The 15,568-nt window shown below is 58.5% G+C and carries 12 protein-coding genes; 6 read left to right on the forward strand and 6 right to left on the reverse strand.

Features of this window, described 5'->3' with window-relative positions:
* Window positions 1-4: 4 nt before the first annotated feature.
* From BLU76_RS05700 to BLU76_RS05715, 4 genes are all read right to left on the reverse strand, one after another.
* Entirely contained in the window at window positions 5-1,768 is a 1,764-nt protein-coding gene (locus BLU76_RS05700) for an FAD-dependent monooxygenase (RefSeq protein ID WP_092221861.1), read from the reverse strand.
* 3 nt (window positions 1,769-1,771) lie between these two features.
* Window positions 1,772-2,383 carry an HAD-IB family hydrolase gene (locus BLU76_RS05705; protein WP_003201018.1) on the reverse strand — a complete coding sequence of 204 codons (612 nt, stop codon included), beginning with the start codon at window positions 2,381-2,383 and terminating at the stop codon, window positions 1,772-1,774.
* Entirely contained in the window at window positions 2,373-3,893 is a 1,521-nt protein-coding gene (locus BLU76_RS05710) for a class I adenylate-forming enzyme family protein (RefSeq protein ID WP_092221863.1), read from the reverse strand. The genes BLU76_RS05705 and BLU76_RS05710 overlap by 11 nt, the downstream gene beginning before the upstream one ends.
* A gap of 81 nt (window positions 3,894-3,974) precedes the next feature.
* A complete protein-coding gene (locus tag BLU76_RS05715; RefSeq protein WP_063321618.1) occupies window positions 3,975-4,988 on the reverse strand; it encodes an SDR family oxidoreductase in 1,014 nt (337 codons plus the stop codon).
* 511 nt (window positions 4,989-5,499) lie between these two features.
* On the opposite strand from BLU76_RS05715, the gene BLU76_RS05720 reads away from it, so the two are divergent.
* The 6 genes from BLU76_RS05720 to BLU76_RS05745 all read left to right on the forward strand — a co-directional run bounded on the left by BLU76_RS05720 (window position 5,500) and on the right by BLU76_RS05745 (window position 12,957).
* Window positions 5,500-6,096 carry a TetR/AcrR family transcriptional regulator gene (locus BLU76_RS05720; protein ID WP_170867278.1) on the forward strand — a complete coding sequence of 199 codons (597 nt, stop codon included), beginning with the start codon at window positions 5,500-5,502 and terminating at the stop codon, window positions 6,094-6,096.
* Between the two features lie 212 nt (window positions 6,097-6,308).
* The gene (locus tag BLU76_RS05725) at window positions 6,309-7,220 is read left to right on the forward strand and encodes a bifunctional helix-turn-helix transcriptional regulator/GNAT family N-acetyltransferase (RefSeq protein WP_092221867.1); all 912 of its coding nucleotides are present in this window, start codon (window positions 6,309-6,311) and stop codon (window positions 7,218-7,220) included.
* Window positions 7,221-7,337: 117 nt separating this feature from the next.
* Window positions 7,338-9,122, forward strand: coding sequence for a type I secretion system permease/ATPase (locus BLU76_RS05730; protein ID WP_092221869.1), 1,785 nt, complete (start codon window positions 7,338-7,340; stop codon window positions 9,120-9,122).
* Window positions 9,091-10,416 carry an HlyD family type I secretion periplasmic adaptor subunit gene (locus BLU76_RS05735; RefSeq protein WP_170867279.1) on the forward strand — a complete coding sequence of 442 codons (1,326 nt, stop codon included), beginning with the start codon at window positions 9,091-9,093 and terminating at the stop codon, window positions 10,414-10,416. The genes BLU76_RS05730 and BLU76_RS05735 overlap by 32 nt, the downstream gene beginning before the upstream one ends.
* Before the next feature lie 2 nt (window positions 10,417-10,418).
* The gene (locus BLU76_RS05740) at window positions 10,419-11,792 is read left to right on the forward strand and encodes a TolC family outer membrane protein (protein WP_092221871.1); all 1,374 of its coding nucleotides are present in this window, start codon (window positions 10,419-10,421) and stop codon (window positions 11,790-11,792) included.
* A 478-nt stretch (window positions 11,793-12,270) separates the two neighbouring features.
* Window positions 12,271-12,957 carry a response regulator transcription factor gene (locus BLU76_RS05745; RefSeq protein ID WP_086936599.1) on the forward strand — a complete coding sequence of 229 codons (687 nt, stop codon included), beginning with the start codon at window positions 12,271-12,273 and terminating at the stop codon, window positions 12,955-12,957.
* A gap of 84 nt (window positions 12,958-13,041) precedes the next feature.
* On the opposite strand, the gene BLU76_RS05750 is transcribed toward BLU76_RS05745, so the two are convergent.
* Window positions 13,042-13,401 carry a DUF6124 family protein gene (locus tag BLU76_RS05750; RefSeq protein WP_092221873.1) on the reverse strand — a complete coding sequence of 120 codons (360 nt, stop codon included), beginning with the start codon at window positions 13,399-13,401 and terminating at the stop codon, window positions 13,042-13,044.
* Window positions 13,402-13,865: 464 nt separating this feature from the next.
* On the reverse strand, window positions 13,866-15,568 hold a 1,703-nt coding region (locus tag BLU76_RS05755), incomplete at its 5' end, for a DUF5801 repeats-in-toxin domain-containing protein (protein WP_256572647.1).

The raw sequence follows: 15,568 nt of genomic DNA on the forward strand, positions 1-15,568 counted from the left end.
CGACTTAAAGTTGGAGTTCCACTGCGTCGGTCTCGCAAGTTATTGTTTTCCTGGCGCCCTTGAGCAACCCGGACCTTACGTTCAGATACGTCATCAGCGTTATTGCATCGGCGCCGAGGAAAGCGATATAGCCGTCAGGACGAATCAGCATCATCGTGCCTTCCTTGGCGTGATAGCGCTTATGCAGTCGCCAGTCGGGGTCCAGCAACGTCGAATGCCAAGCCGGCAGGCCGGCGCTGCTCAGGGCGTCGATCACGCAGTAGGCCTTGATGCCTGGGTAGTCCTGTTCCACCGACTTGGCCAGCGTGTAGTAGCCTGGTAACAACGGCGAAAACTGATCGGCCGCGCTGAAAATCAACAGCGTGAATGTCCCGTGGAACAAGTCGATCAAGCGTTTTGTCGGCATCCCTTGCAGTTGCCACAGTTCGACATCGGGCGCCAGTTGCCCGGCGCGAGGCGCTGCGCTCTGGAACTCGGGTTTTTTCCCTTTCTTGCTCCAGTTCTTGCGCTGCTTCTTCGTCAGCGATTCTTGAATGTAGTCACTTTTCTCATAGTGATATTGATGACCGGAAATCATCGACGGCAGTTTGCGCTGGACCTTTTTGCGGTTGCTCAACAGCGGCAGGACGTTGTCGCGCAGCCACACCAGGGCGCGACGCCGGACCGTAATCAGCCCCGTCAGCCGGTGTGCGGTGTTCTCGACTTCCAGGGCAACCGGGTAGCGCTCTTCGTTGTAGCTGTCGAGCAAGGACGGATTCGCCAGGCCCTGATCGACATAGGCCATTTTCCAGGCCAGGTTATAGGCCTCGGAAACCCCCAGGTTCATCCACTGCCCACCGATGGGGCTGCCGATATGCGCCGAATCCCCCAGCAGGAACACGGAACCTTGTTGCATCGATTGCACGCGGCGATGCTGGAAAGAGGCGATGGTGGTCGATGAAATGTTGGACAGCGTCATCTTTTGCCCGCGCCCTTCGCACAAGCGCTGGAAGTTCTCCAGGCTCAAGGACGGGCGCTCGCCTTCTGGTGGCAGGTTGTAGGGCATTTCGATGAACAGCCGATAACGCGATTGAGCGCTGATCGGTGCAACGGCCACGTAACCGTCCTGCGCACCCAGGAAGAATGCGCCCTCATCCTTGCTTCCGGACCACTCGATATCGGCATCGGCGAGCATGAAGAAGCGGTCGTAGGACGAGCCTTCGAACGTCATGTCCAGGCGTTTTCTGATGTTGCTGCGAGCACCGTCGCACGCGGCTACCCAACGACTGGTGAAGTGTTCGTCGGTGCCGTCGGCATGCTTGAGCGTCATGCGCACCGAACCCGGCTGGTTTTCGATGTCCACCAGTTCGGTATTCCATTCCACCTCGGCCCCCAGCTCCCTGAGCCGCTCCAGGAGAATTTTCTCCGTTTGCGGCTGTGGCAGGCTCAGGAGCAGGGGATAGGGCGCGTCCAGGTAGGAGAAGTTGTAGTTCAATACCCGCTTGGCGTTCGACTGCACCGAAAACTGGTTGATCGTGAAGCCGTCGCTGATGGCTTGCTCGGCAACGCCCAGGTCTCGAAAGATTTCCAGGGTCCGGGAATGGATAGCCATCGCCTTGGTCGCCGTCGAGGGGCCGGCGTTCCTTTCAATGATGCGGAACGACACGCCCCATTTCTTCAACAGGATTGCCAGGGACAGGCCAACAGGACCGGCTCCGACGATCATGACGGTCGGGGCGCTGCCAGGGCGCTTGAAATGATTGGGGGCCAACGTGCTCAGAGTGTTCATCGATCAGTACCAGTTTCTGTAGAAGGGAGAGTTGGCAATGCCGAGCAGGGCGTCGTCGCCCGATGAGTCGCCGTAGGCATAAATGTAAAAATCATCAAGGTTGCTCAAGCAGCCCTTGAGCCGCGTGACTTTCTCTCGCTCTACACAGTTGGTACCGGATATCCCGCCGGTCAGCTTGTTCTTTGCCGTTGCCAGGCGGGTGCCGCACACATAGTCAAAACCCGCGGCCTGGCCCCAGGGGATCAGGTAGTTTTCCGGCGAATTGCTCACCAGCGCGGTGACGTGCCCCATGGACTGATGCCATTGCAGCCGCCGCAACGCCTCGGGCCTGAGCCAGAGCGGCAGCAGCTCGCTGATGAAATACTTGGCATGTTCGCGCTCTTGCTCCACCGACAGGCCGCCCAGGTAGCAGGCGATGAACGCCAGCCGTGCTTGCATCAGTGGGGTGATGCCGACGATCACGCTGAGCATCTTGGGCAGCAGGGGAATGATCCGCAGCCAGAACGAGCGGGTGCCCACGATAAAGCGCATGTAGCGCCAGAACGTGTGCCGGTCGGTCAATGTGCCGTCGAAGTCGAAAACGGCCAGGACCGGTTGTGTGCTGTTAGCGTGCATGGGCCTCTTCCTTGAGAGAAGTAATCTCGATGGTCTTGGGCAGCTTGAAGCCCGATAGGTAGCGCGAAAGCAGGGTGGACAGTGCGTTCTGGCTCAGCTCGCCAGTCCCTTCGACGCACAGGTGCAGCACGTTGACTTCCTTGTGGTCCGGGACGATATAGGCCTTGGCGCGCACCACGTCGGGGTGCTTGAGGGCGACGGATTCGATTTCCACCAGGTCGACCATCTGCGCCTTGATCTTCGAGATTCGCAGGCGCTGGCAATAGAAAAACACATGGCCATCCTCGTCCTGCCAGACCAGGTCACCGCTGTGGAACCAGCCATCGCGGAAGAACCGCGCATTGGTGTCCTCGGCATCGTTATAGCCGTCGATCACCATCGCGCCACGTATCAGCAATTCGCCGATACGCCCAGGCGCTACGTCCTGGCCCTGGGCATCGACGATGCGCAGTTCCACGCCGCTGATCGGCTGGCCCATGGCGCCACGGTGGACCGTACCAATCGAGCTCTGGACGATTACGGGCATGCTTTCGGTCAAGCCATAGCCCTGCAGCACCGGATTGCACCCCAGCAACTTCCCCAGCTTCTCGGCTTCATCGGCCGGCAAGTGGCTGCCCCCCGAGTAAATCATCAACTGCGGGTGCAACGGCAGGAGCGCGCCTTTGCGTTTGGCCAGGCGCGTATTGAAGTAGCGAATGACATCGGGCACCAGGCAGGCAAAGGTGACCTGATGCTCGGACAGGACTTCAGCGAGGTCTCGGTTGAGCAGGGTGTTGGTCATCAGCAGGGTGGCGCCCACGCTCAAGGGAAACACCATCATCACGGACAGGCCGAAGATCGCATACAGCGGCAACGTCACCAGATGAACGGAGCCGACGCCTTGCAGATGAAAGTGCTCATGCAGCCCGTCGCTCGATTGCGTCAGGTCGAGATATCGGTGAGAAACAGCCAGGGGCCTGCCGATGCCTCGATAGGTGAATTGGACCGAGACGACCGGATTACCCTCGGGCAACAACAAGGGTTCGATCTGGCAAGGCAGTTGAGAGATGGCCGTTGCGTTGGCGGGCAGGGACGATGACGGTTCGCTCCCACCGTCCAGCACCAGGGAGTGCCTGACACCGTTGTCAGCCTGGAACACCTCACTGTGTTGCACCCATAGCGTTTCGGTCGTGACCACGAGCGTCGGCCTGGCGAGGCTGACGACACTGGCCATTTCGAAAGGGGTCAACTTGTAGTTGAGGATGACCGGAATGGCGCCTCGCCCGATGATCGCCAAGTAGTAAGCGATGAATGCCACCCCATTGGGCAGCACCAGCGCTACTTTGTCGCCAGGCAATACACCAAGCGCTGTAAGAGCGCCATTGCATTGTTCAGCCTTGATGTGCAACTCGCGGTAAGTAACGGTATCTTCTTCCGTGTCCAGATGCCGAATAGCAACTTGCTCGGGAAACGATTCCGAAAAACCGACAAAGCGATGCAGAAAACCTTCTTTATATGAAAGGCTTTTCATTTACCAACCTCTCTCAATCCTTGGATATATGGCTAGTCAAAAAAAGTACTACAGAGGCAGGCTATATATGAATTGTTTCAGTTAAGCATCTGTGTAGTTGTTATTCCGATACCAATCCAGGGTATCGGTCAGGGTTTCAGCAACAGGGCGGAACTTGCACTCCAATTCTCTTGAGCTTTTGTTATGGCTGAAATGAGTGCGGCCTTGTTCTTGCTCCATGAGCTTGACCGTGGAGGTACTGATGAGCACCGGCTTTTTTGTGATCCGGTAGTAACCTTCATAGATAAGCGCGATGATTCGCAGCATGAACAGAGGCACTTTTCGCTCTGGGGCTTTTATGCCACTGACGCTGGACAGCGCCTGGAAAATGCTCTTCATGTCCATGTGATTGCCGGCGGCCAGGTAGCGCTCTCCGGACCTGCCACGGGTGATGGCCGCGATTTGATGCTCGGCCACATCCCGGGCATCGACAACGGAAAAGCTTCCGGGGAGTACACCGGGCAATTTCTGTCCGACAAAGTCGAGCAGGAACTGTCCTGAGGAAGTAGGGCCGATATCGCCGGGGCCGAACATCCACCCTGGCAGGACCATGGCGATAAACATGTCCGGGTGCTGCGCCAGGAATTGCTGGACCTTCTGTTCGGACAATATTTTGCTCAAGTAATAATCGTCAGCCTCCAATTCACTGCGAGACATGGTTTCATCGATCACTTGATCCCGATTGCCCTTCAATACGGCAATGGAAGAGGTGTGGACCGCACGACGGATACCGGCGTCATAAGCGGCTTGCAACAAGCGCTCGGTGCCGGTCACATTGGTGTCATACAGTTTTTGCCAATGTTTCCCGCCTTTGTAACTGTCGCGGAAATAGGCCGCCGTATGAAACAGGGCGTCACAGCCTTGCAGGGCATGGGCGAAGGCCTCGACATTAAGCATGTCGCCTTCGACGAACTCCACAGGCAGGTTGCCGAACTGTTTCCTGGCTTTCTCTACGGAACGAACCAACGCTTTTACTTTGATGTTCCGCTTTAACAGCGCACGAACGACATTATTCCCGAGCAGGCCAGTAGCGCCTGTAACGAAGGCATATTCCATTAAAATCCCGCTCCTGTGAGGTGACCTGGCATTGCATCGAGAGCGGTGTCACTGACTCGATGCGCTGATCAGGCGTTGGGCTCCACCAACGGCGCAAGTAAAAACCATTCGGTATCTGAAAATCAAGTGGTATTTCGTCGAATTGACGAGCTGATGGCTCTGCATTGGGCTTCGTGCGCGTTTTTTCAGGTTCCGGTGCATGGTCGAGGGCAGGAAAATATCCGCTTTGATCCGCTCAAAGGGACGGCAAGGGCTCATCAAGGGGCGCGAAACGAAGACTGTGAGTCACGCCTATCCGGCAAAAACTGGGGCCTGTAGCCCCATCTAGGGTGCCTTTGCGGCTGTTCCAACTACATGGCACATACATGGCATTTTTTGAAAGTTAAAATGTAAATGATTGAACAAGGCGCGTATAAGATATGATGGCGAAAACGGGTTCCGTACAGTGAGTAATCGATTCGTTGCATTCAGTCACACATAGCTATCTTGTTTGGCCAAAGGAGCCGAGGGCGTGATTAAAAAGAGACTAGGTCGAGAAGAGAGCCAGCAAGTAACAAGAGACAAATTGTTCGACACAGCCACTGAGCTGATGATCCGCAAGGGCTTTCATGCCGCCAGCGTCAACGTTATCGCCGAAGAGGCGGGCTTTTCCAAAGGCGCTTTTTTCTCAAATTTCTCAAGTAAATCGGACTTGCTGCTGCAATTGACTCAACGCTTCAAGCGAGTTGAGATCGAGCGACTGAGTACGACCCTGGCATCGGGATATTCAGCGGAACAGTTGAGCCACGGCTTGAATGCCTATATCGATACGCTGAAGAACAATACCCGCTGTGCGATCCTCGATGCCGAGTTGCAATTGATCGCCTTGCGCGATGAAGAGTTCTCGCCGCATTACTACGACTTGCATGAGGAAAACAGCGAGGCCTTGGGTAAGTTGATTACCATCATATTCAATCATGCTGGCAAGAAGCCGCCGCTGGCCTACGCCGCGCTTGCCAAGACCTTCACCGCCCTGGCGGAAGGCCTGATATTGCAAGGGCATAAAGACCCAACTGTTGAAATCAAGCTGGTGCTGAACTCGCTCATCCAGACCGCAGAGCCTCTATAAGTCCCTGGCGTTATCGTTATTGGCCCAGCAATCGGCAATGCCATGGGCCTGGAAGGTCTTGAAGTTATCCGGGATTGCGCCGCAAGGTTTGACTGAACGCATGGATGGGTCTTTAGTTGTGCAATACAACTAATGGCTCGTTGCGTCCGAGGTCCCCCGTGAACCAGTGCCCACCAGACCTGATTGAAAAAGTCCGTTCGGCGTCGCGTCTCATGGTGCGGGAGCTGGGGTTCATGCACGCCACGCTGGCTGCGACGGGTTATCCGCCGTCGTCGGTGCATACAATAATCGAACTCGGCCATCGCCAATCCCTGACGGCGGGTGAGCTTGTCGAGCTGCTTGGCTTGGAGAAATCCAGCGTAAGCCGGATGGTTCGCAAGCTCGTCGAGGCCGGTGAGATTGAAGAAATTGCCCATGAACGGGATGCCCGAGCCAAGCGACTGCGGCTTACCGCGCAGGGGCAAAAGACCCTTCGAGCCATCGATGCTTTCGCCACCCAACAGGTTGTCGCGGCCATGTCTCACTTATCCAGCGAGCAATGTCAGACCGTGAGCGTGGGGATTGCCAGCTATGCCGTTGCGCTGCACGCTCATCGACTCGGTACGGAGCCGCCTGCGCCGGCGCAGTTGGAGATTGCCCGGGGCTACCGTCCAGGCGTGATTGGCCGCATTGTGCAAATGCATGCGGACTATTACTCCAGGCATTCGAACTTCGGCCAGTTGTTCGAAAGCCTGGTGGCATCGGACATGGCGCAACTGATGGGGCGTTTGCACAACCCGCGCAATGAGGTCTGGTCGGCCCTGGATGGCGAACGCGTGGTCGGTTCGATTGCCATCGACGGAGAAGGAGAGGACGGCAGTGCGGTACTGCGTTGCTTCATCCTGGATGATTCGGCACGAGGCAAGGGCGCCGGCAGACGCCTGTTGGCTGAAGCGATGAAGTTCTGTGACGAGTGGGGCTTCAGTTCAACGAGCCTCTGGACGTTCCAGGGGCTCGATGCTGCCCGCAAGCTGTACGAGGATTTCGGTTTCAAGTTGGAACTGGAGCAAGAAGGACAGCAATGGGGGCGACCCGTCACGGAACAGTGTTTTGTACGACCGGGCCCAGCTGTCTCGCCAATTTGAAGTCGTATCAATCGGCGGTATTGGATATGCCCTTACAAACAATCTGGGCAATTGCTACACGCCGTTGTCAGGCATGATCTAAGCTCCAGAGGAGGGTTACCCGAGCAGGGGGTTTCAATGCGAAGCGCACCTGAAAACAGCCTGAAAAAGGCACTGAAAGCCTGCCGGGACAGCTTCATCTCTGTCGGGTTTTTCAGCTTTTTCATTAATGCGCTGATGCTCGTACCCACGTTTTACATGCTCCAGGTCTATGGGCGAGTGATCACCAGCGGAAGTCTTACGACCCTGACCATGCTGACGCTGATCATGACCGCATTGCTGGTGACCCTCGGTTCGCTGGAATGGATCCGTTCGCGTGTCATGGTTCGGGTCAGCACCCGGCTGGATGTGCTGCTCAGTCGCCAGGTCTATAGGGCCAGTTTCAAACGTGCCCTGGAAAGTGGCGGCATGGATGCCTCGGCCCAGTCGCTCAATGACTTGACCGGCTTGCGGCAGTTCCTTTCGGGTAACGGCTTGTTCGCGTTTTTCGATGCGCCCTGGTTGCCGATCTATATCGCGGTGATGTTCCTGTTTCATCCCTGGTTTGGCTGGGTCGCGACGGGCAGCGCGCTGTTATTGCTCGTGCTCGCCTTCGTCAACGAACGACTGACGGGGCCGGTACTGGCCCAGGCCAACAAGGAGCACATTGGCGCGACGCTCTACACCACCAAGAGCCTGCGCAACGCCGAAGTGATCGAATCCATGGGCATGCTTGAGACCCTGATGGATCGTTGGGGACGGCGTCAACGCAACGTGCTGTTGTTGCAATCGGCGGCGAGCGACAGCGGGGCGATCATCAGCACGCTGTCGCGTACCTTTCGCATCCTTGTGCAATCGCTGGTGCTGGGGCTGGGGGCGTACCTGGCCGTGGACCATCAGGTAGGGGCCGGCCTGGTGTTCGCCGGGTCCGTGTTACTGGGGCGGGCGCTGGCCCCCATCGACTTGATCATCGGCAGTTGGAAGGGATTTATCGCCGCTCGTTCTCAATACAGCCGTTTGAACGACATCCTCGATAAACAGCAGGCCCAACCCGAGCGCATGTCCTTGCCGGCGCCCCAGGGGCATGTCCAGGTCGAGAACCTGATTGTCGCGGCCCCCGGGTCCAGGGTGCCGATCCTCAAGAACATCAGTTTCAGCGCGCCTGCCGGCTGCATGGTGGGCGTCATCGGTCCCAGTGCGGCGGGGAAGTCGACCCTGGCCAGGGCGCTGCTGGGTGTCTGGGCGGCGCAGCACGGGGTGGTTCGGCTCGATGGCGCCGACATCAGCACTTGGGACAAGCATGAACTTGGGCCCTATATCGGTTACTTGCCCCAGGACATTGAATTGTTCGAAGGCACCCTCGGCGAAAACATCGCTCGCTTCGCCGGAGTCGATTCGGTGAAGGTGATCCAGGCGGCCAGGATCGCGGGTGTTCACGAGATGATCCTGCAGTTTCCCGATGGTTACGACACTGTCATCGGTAGCGAGGGCCTCATGCTTTCGGCAGGGCAGCGCCAGCGCATCGGACTGGCCCGGGCACTGTATGGCAGCCCACGGCTGATCGTTCTCGACGAGCCCAATTCCAATCTTGATGACGTCGGTGACCGCGCCCTGGCGGCAGCGATCCAGCAGCTCAGGCAGACCGGCGCGACGCTGTTTGTCATTACCCATCGGACCAACATCGTGTCGCAGCTTGACCGGCTCATGGTGATGAACGCCGGGATTATCAGTCTCTACGGGCCACGCGAGCATGTCCTGGCCGAACTTAACGCGCAGCGACAGCAGGCACAGATGCCAGCCGTGCCCGCAAGCACCGGCACGGCTTCGGTCGATACCGGCAAGGGTGATTCCAATGAATCCCATGGTGCCCAGTCGTCAAATTGAGAGCTTCGCCGACCTGCCGACATCCGATCACAAGATTCGTCGCCTGGGCGTTGTCATCATCGGCGTGATCTTCGGCGTGTTCGGCACCTGGGCGGCCATCGCGCCCCTCGACGGCGCCGCGTATGCGCCAGGCGTGGTCACCGTGCAGGCTTATCGAAAAACCGTCCAGCACCTTGAGGGCGGCATCGTCAAAGCACTGCTTGCCCACGATGGCGACATCGTCAAGCGTGACGATCCGCTGATCATTCTCGATGACGCCCAGTTGCGCTTCGAGTACGAGATGGCTCGCGGCCAACTGATCGCGGCCAGGGCCATGGAGGCGAGGCTTATCGCCGAGCGCGACAGTTTACCGATGATCGGTTTTGGTGACATCGCCGATCCCGACAGTGTGCGGGGCATGGAGGCGCGTCAGGGCGAGACCCGGGTATTCAGCGCTCGACAAGGTTCACGACTGGGCCAGATCGCGGTGCTGCGCGAGCGCGTTGGCCAGTTCCGCCAGCAGATCAAGGGGCTGGAATCGATGGTCGGTTCCAAGGTTCATCTGGAGAAATCCTACAGCGGTGAAATCGATGAGTTGGCGGACCTTCTCAAACAGGGGTTCGTTGACAAGCAGCGCCTGCTCGAACAGGAGCGCAAGTTGGGGCTGCTGCGTTCAGAGGTTGCCGATCACCGCTCCACCATTGACCGGACGCGCCTGCAGATCAACGAAACACAACTGCAGATCCTGCAGGTCGACAAGGATTTCAATGCTGACGTCGTCAAGCAACTGGCCGAGGTCCAGACCCGGATCTACGACCTGAAGGAGAAAACCTCGGCGCTGGAAGACCGGCTCTCTCGTATCGTCATCCGGGCGCCCGAGGCGGGCATGGTGATCGACATGTCGGTGCACACCATTGGCGGGATCGTGCGTCCGGCGACGCCACTGCTCGATATCGTGCCCTCGGTGTCCGACCTGGTCATCGAGGCCCAGGTGGCACCGGTGGATATCGATCGCATCGCCATCGGCAAGCGTGCCGATATCCGTTTCGGCGCATTCAATAGCGCCACCACGCCGGTGATCGAAGGCGAGGTCAGCAGCGTGTCGGCAGACCGGATGACCAACGAAAAGACGGGGACGGCCTATTACCTGGCTCGGGTGCGGGTAACCGAGGCGGGTGCGCGCACCTTGGGTGAGCGCAAATTATTGCCGGGCATGCCGGCGGACGTTTTGATTATCACCGGGCAACGCACGTTGTTGCAGTATCTGATGCAGCCGGCTCGCAATGCCCTTTCTCAATCGATGATCGAGGAATGACCATGGTTGCGTCGGCAGCTCTGCTAGGCAGTGTATTGATGCTCGCCGCGGGTGCGGTCCTGGCACAAACCGAGGCTGCAACGCCCGCCGGGGTCAACGCCTCGACGTTTTCCACCGACCTCATGCAGCTTTATCGCGAGGCACGGCTGGAGGATCCGCAGATCGTGGCGTCCTATGCGCAAGCGAAGGCGGGCCAGGAGCATCAGCGCGAGGCCATGGGCGCGCTCTTGCCGCAGTTGTCGTTCAGCGCCGGGTCGAACCGGATTCACCAGGAAAGCGACCTGGTGCAGCGCAGTTTCGATAGCGAAAGCTACGGCCTGGTGCTGCGTCAGTACCTCTACAACAAAGCTGCGTGGGAGAACTATCAGAAGTTCAAGAGCCTGGCTCGGCAGTCCGAATCCCAGGCCCTGGAAACCCAGGCCGAAGCCTCGGTGGAGCTGGCCCAGCGTTACTTCACCGCGCTGGCGGCCGAGGATGAATTGGAGTTGGTGCGGGCAGAGCGTCGAACCACCCAGAGGAGCCTGGACCGGATCAATGCGTTGTACGAAAAGCAACTGGCATTGATCACCGATCAACTCGATCTCAAGGCCCGGGTGGATCTGCTCACGGCCCAGGAACTGGACGCTCGCAACCAGGTCAGCCTCAGTCGCGAGGCACTGGCGGAGATCGTTGGCCGGCCGGTCAAGGAGCGCCTCAACCGGATTCGTGAAGACCTTCAGTTGCAAGTCTCGGCAAACAGCCTGGAGTCCTGGGTTCGCGATGGCATGGCACTCAACCCGGCGCTCAAGGCCAACGAAAGCGGCGTCGAGGCGGCGGGGGCAGCGTTGCGCAGCGGCAAGGGTGGGCACTATCCGACGCTGAGCCTGAACCTGAGTGCCCAACAGACCAATGAGGGTTACAACAACTCCCTGGCCCCCCGCACCGACAGTTATGTCGCCGGGATAGGTCTCCAGGTGCCGCTGTACAGCGGTGGCTCGACCTCGGCGCGGGTCCGTGGACTCTACGAGGATCAAGTGGTTGCCGAGCAACAGTTGGAGGCGACCCGGCGCCGGGTGGTCAAGGAGATCACCAACGCCTACCTGACCGCCAATTCCAATGGCGAAAAAATCGGTGCGAACCGGCTGGCATTGGAATCGGCACAGTTATCGAGGGTGGCTGCCGAGAAAGCGCTGAGCTACGGGATGGTCAATTCCGTCGATGTCCTGGCCAGTGTACGCAATGAGTTCCGCGCTCGGCGCGACTTGCTAAAGACCCAATACGACTTTCTCAGCAACGTGCTGATCCTGAACCGCTGGGCGGGAAAACCACCGGCCGAGGGTATCGAGAATGTGAATGGCTGGTTGAGTTCCGGCAGCGTTGGCCAGGACTTTCGTTGATCGGGATAGGCCCATGCAGCACACCGTTGGCTGATTCGGAGCAGGTTTTTGACGGTATATTGACGTCATGTTTATTGAGATGTGTAAGTGCGTGCCGCTCGTCGATTAATTGACGATTGTCTCTCGGCGTCATACAGGCTGCCAATGCCTCGCTCCTGGCTTAACGAGCTGATTTAGCGGGTGTTTTTTCACTTTCGGGAAGTTTGGGCAGACGGGTCGGCGCCAAGCCTCGGTCGACGGCTGGCTGATGGGCTGCCTGTGGCGCGCTGGGCTGGCCTAGACTCAGCCTACGAGCTCGAAAGGGGCACATTATCATGTGTAAGCTGTTGATAATTATTCCTATTCAGGTTGTCTCGATGGTTTCTTCCGGCTTCTTGAAATGCACGCTACCCCCACCAGAACATCCAGTGGACATCCTGGTTTGTCTTGCGAGGGGGTTAACGATATGAGACCGGATCATAGAGCACCCATCCGCGTGATGTTGGTCGATTGTCGTCCCCTTGTCCTCCGGGGGCTTCATGACTTGATCAACGCCAGAAAGCCGCAGATGGAAGTGAGCGGTCAGGCTTCGACCTATACCCATGCACTGGACCTTGCCGATCAGTTGCGGCCCAACGTGATTTTCTTCAGTTTCTTTCCCGATGCACTCAACCCTCTGGAAGTGGTTGCCGGGCTGACCCGCAGCGCGCAGATGAAAGTGCTCGTGCTCAAGGGCTTGTATGAGGCCGTTCCTGTTGCCCAGGCGATAGAGGCGGGCGCACGCGGTATCGTGTTGGCCGAAGACCCGACGGAGTCGATCATCCAGGCCATCGTCAAGGTGCACCATCGCGATATCGGAATGGATAGGGCCTGGGCCGGTGGGCTTTCCGGCTATGCCGCCATCGGCCATGCAACCCCCCAATGCAATCTGGAGCAGGCGAAACAGGCTCGGTTGACGCTGCGTGAGAAGGAATTGATTCGTGCCATCGTGGGGGACCCGTCTGCCAAATACATCAGCATCGCTGAGCGCCTGGGTATCAGCGAGCACACGGTGCACAATCACCTCAGTAACATCTATCAGAAGCTTGATCTTATCAACCGCATCGACCTGTTGATGTATGCGCTCAAGCATGGGCTTACCAACAGTGAAGAGCCGCCGGAGTCCACTTGGGTGGAGTTGGATTGACCGATCTGTGTGGGAGCGAGTTGGCGGCCTTGTAGTCGAGGCGTTTACAAGTGCCCGCCAACCCTTTCGATTTGGGGCGAGTTGTTAACGTGGATCGGCGATATCCAGCGCCCGATTCGCCAGCAGCTCATTCACTTCAATCACTTGCTGGATACCCATCGCAACATGCCGGCGAGAACCCTCAAGATCGAATGCCAGGTCGCTGATCATGGCGTTGGCTGAGGCCAGGTTTTCGCTGAGGTTGGCGAGCAGGCTTTCAGTGTCGATGCCATCGACAACGGTGAAGAGCTTAGGCGTTGGCCGGCCTTTCTTGGGTTTGGCCTGTTCCGGCTTCAAGTAATAATCGAGCGCCCGCTCGGTGGCTTCGTGGAATTTTTCCGGATCGAGGCTTGAGTAGGAAGAGGTGGGGTCTGATTCCGGTGGATTGGGTGTGGCTTTGAACATGGTGACGCTCCTATGGGGAATGGGAGCCGCCAAGACCTGTCGCTAAACAGAATGGTGGCGACTGCACGCAGGTTAGCGAACCGGACATAGGCACCCGGCAGACCCGAAGGTCTCCTACATACAGCCGCCATGACGTAATTGCGGTTAGATCCCGCAATGAAGCATGGTTGCTTATGTGCCTATGGTTCGGGTCGCTAAACCCGACCGCTGATTCGTCAGCGACCAGGAAACGATAGAGTCCGGCCCCAAGGCGCACAAGCGGGCGGATTCTGGCTTAGTTGTAGGCAAAGGCGCAAGACGACGTAGCCTCAGGACTGGCGCTCCTTGTTACTGGGTATTTGTCTGTAAGACTCGATGCCTGCCGTCAAAGGGGTGAGCTGGTTTCGTCGTGATCAGGGAAGGTATGAAAAGCGATGCGAGGATGGTTTCCAGGCCATCCTCGCATCTTTCACGCACGCGATGCTTCAGGCGTTGCCAAAGACAACGTCGCTGCTCTGCAGGTCCACGCCCACCAACGTAATGGTCGTAATTTGCCCGCCAGACTCGGCGACCGTCACGATGCTGTCCGCGCCGGCGTTATCGATCGATTGGACAACGGCGCTCTGGTCACCATTGAGCACCAGCGTGTCCCGCAGGTTTTGGCTTACATCAAAGCCCGTGACCTGGTACTGGTTCTCGGTGAATGTCAGATCGACGTTGAAGGCATCACGCTCGCCGCCCGTGCCCACCAGCGTGTAGTCGAAGAGTGCATCGGCTGCGTTGTTGGCGAACAGGTTGGCGTCGAACGCACTGGTCGCGGTATCGCCGTCCTTGTCCGTCAGCGTTGCGTTGAACGAGAGTTGCACATCGCTGGCCAGGTTCTCGGTTTCCTGGATGAACTGGATGACCGGAATCTTGATCGCGCCACGGCCCATTGTGAGCTGGACGGCATCGATCATCGCCGTGCCCTCGCGCTCGATTTCGAAGGACACCTGGCCACCTGCTTCGGGCGTCAGGGTGTTGACCTCGGTGAGGTTGGAGAACGTGCCGTCTTCGTAATAGATCCGGAAGTACAAATCCTCGGTCGCGGTGTTGTAGCCGGCCACCGAGTTGTCGATGAAGATTTTCATGCCTGTTACCAGGCTCTCCGGGTTGATGACGAAGCTTTCATCGGCCGCGCCGATTGCCGCCAGGTTGTCCCCTTGCAGCAGGTTGTTGCCGACGCCGATGCCGGAGGTGCTGACGTTCATGGCCGTCGGGTCGATGTAGGACGGCAGTGGCGTGGTTTGCAGGGCCGCCTCGGTGGGGTCGGGGGCTCCGAGCCCGATGCCGGTCAGGATATCCGTGGTGGAGGCCAGTGCCTTCGCGGAGAAGAACACGATTTCTTCGGATGCCGAAGGAATGGTCGGATTGTTCGTCTCAGGGATCAACAAGGTGCGCACCGGATCCGGGCCACCGGCATCGAGCGAACCGTCGGCACTGCTACGTACGATGGTCGAGCTGAAGCCTTGCACCAGGTCCAATGCATAGCTGCCATTGGCATAGGCGGTCAGCGTGTAGTCGACGCTGGTATCGGCGGTGGCGGCGTTGTTGTCGAAGTCACCGGTCAACGTCCCGGCGAAATGGTACGCGCCATTGGCATCCGGCGAGAGTGCTTGCTCGACGAGCGTGCCGGTCCCGGTCGTGGTCGTGTCGTCGGGTCTGACCAGGGTGAACTGGCCATTGACCAGCGCGATGTCCAGGCCAGCGGCTCCCAGCCCATCGGCCCCGGCCGATTTCTCCCAGAATCCGTATTGCGCAAGCACGCTGCCGGTGCCGATCAGGTTGCCGAACGCGACCGAAGGGCCGTCGTCCTCGAACACCAGGTTCTGTCCGATGTTGAGTGTCGCTGAGGCGCTGTCGCCGTCCTTGTCGGTCTTGGTCGCGATCAGCGTGACCAGGTTGTCCGAGGTCAGGCTCTTGGCGTCATCGGGATTGGTGGCGTCGGGATGCACCAGCGCCCGGATCTGGTCGAGCGTGACATCGCCATTGGCGGCCACGCTGACCGTGAACACCAGCAGGTTGGTACTGGCCGTGCGGCCTTCCACCGTTGTGCCGTTGAGCGACAGATTGACCGCTTCACCCGTGGCCGTGTCGGTCAGCCCGGAAGCGCCGGCCACCACGCCCAGTGCATAGGTCAACGTACCGG

Source organism: Pseudomonas sp. NFACC08-1, from assembly GCF_900106735.1.
GTDB lineage: Bacteria > Pseudomonadota > Gammaproteobacteria > Pseudomonadales > Pseudomonadaceae > Aquipseudomonas > Aquipseudomonas fluorescens_Q.

Bases quoted from the DNA above. Each gene is read 5' to 3' on its own strand.
- BLU76_RS05730 (WP_092221869.1), top strand. From the start codon at position 7,338: ATGCGAAGCGCACCTGAAAACAGCCTGAAAAAGGCACTGAAAGCCTGC.
- BLU76_RS05745 (WP_086936599.1), top strand. From the start codon at position 12,271: ATGTTGGTCGATTGTCGTCCCCTTGTCCTCCGGGGGCTTCATGACTTG.
- BLU76_RS05735 (WP_170867279.1), top strand. From the start codon at position 9,091: ATGAATCCCATGGTGCCCAGTCGTCAAATTGAGAGCTTCGCCGACCTG.
- BLU76_RS05715 (WP_063321618.1), bottom strand. From the start codon at position 4,988: ATGGAATATGCCTTCGTTACAGGCGCTACTGGCCTGCTCGGGAATAAT.
- BLU76_RS05725 (WP_092221867.1), top strand. From the start codon at position 6,309: ATGGTGCGGGAGCTGGGGTTCATGCACGCCACGCTGGCTGCGACGGGT.
- BLU76_RS05750 (WP_092221873.1), bottom strand. From the start codon at position 13,401: ATGTTCAAAGCCACACCCAATCCACCGGAATCAGACCCCACCTCTTCC.
- BLU76_RS05700 (WP_092221861.1), bottom strand. From the start codon at position 1,768: ATGAACACTCTGAGCACGTTGGCCCCCAATCATTTCAAGCGCCCTGGC.
- BLU76_RS05710 (WP_092221863.1), bottom strand. From the start codon at position 3,893: ATGAAAAGCCTTTCATATAAAGAAGGTTTTCTGCATCGCTTTGTCGGT.
- BLU76_RS05705 (WP_003201018.1), bottom strand. From the start codon at position 2,383: ATGCACGCTAACAGCACACAACCGGTCCTGGCCGTTTTCGACTTCGAC.
- BLU76_RS05740 (WP_092221871.1), top strand. From the start codon at position 10,419: ATGGTTGCGTCGGCAGCTCTGCTAGGCAGTGTATTGATGCTCGCCGCG.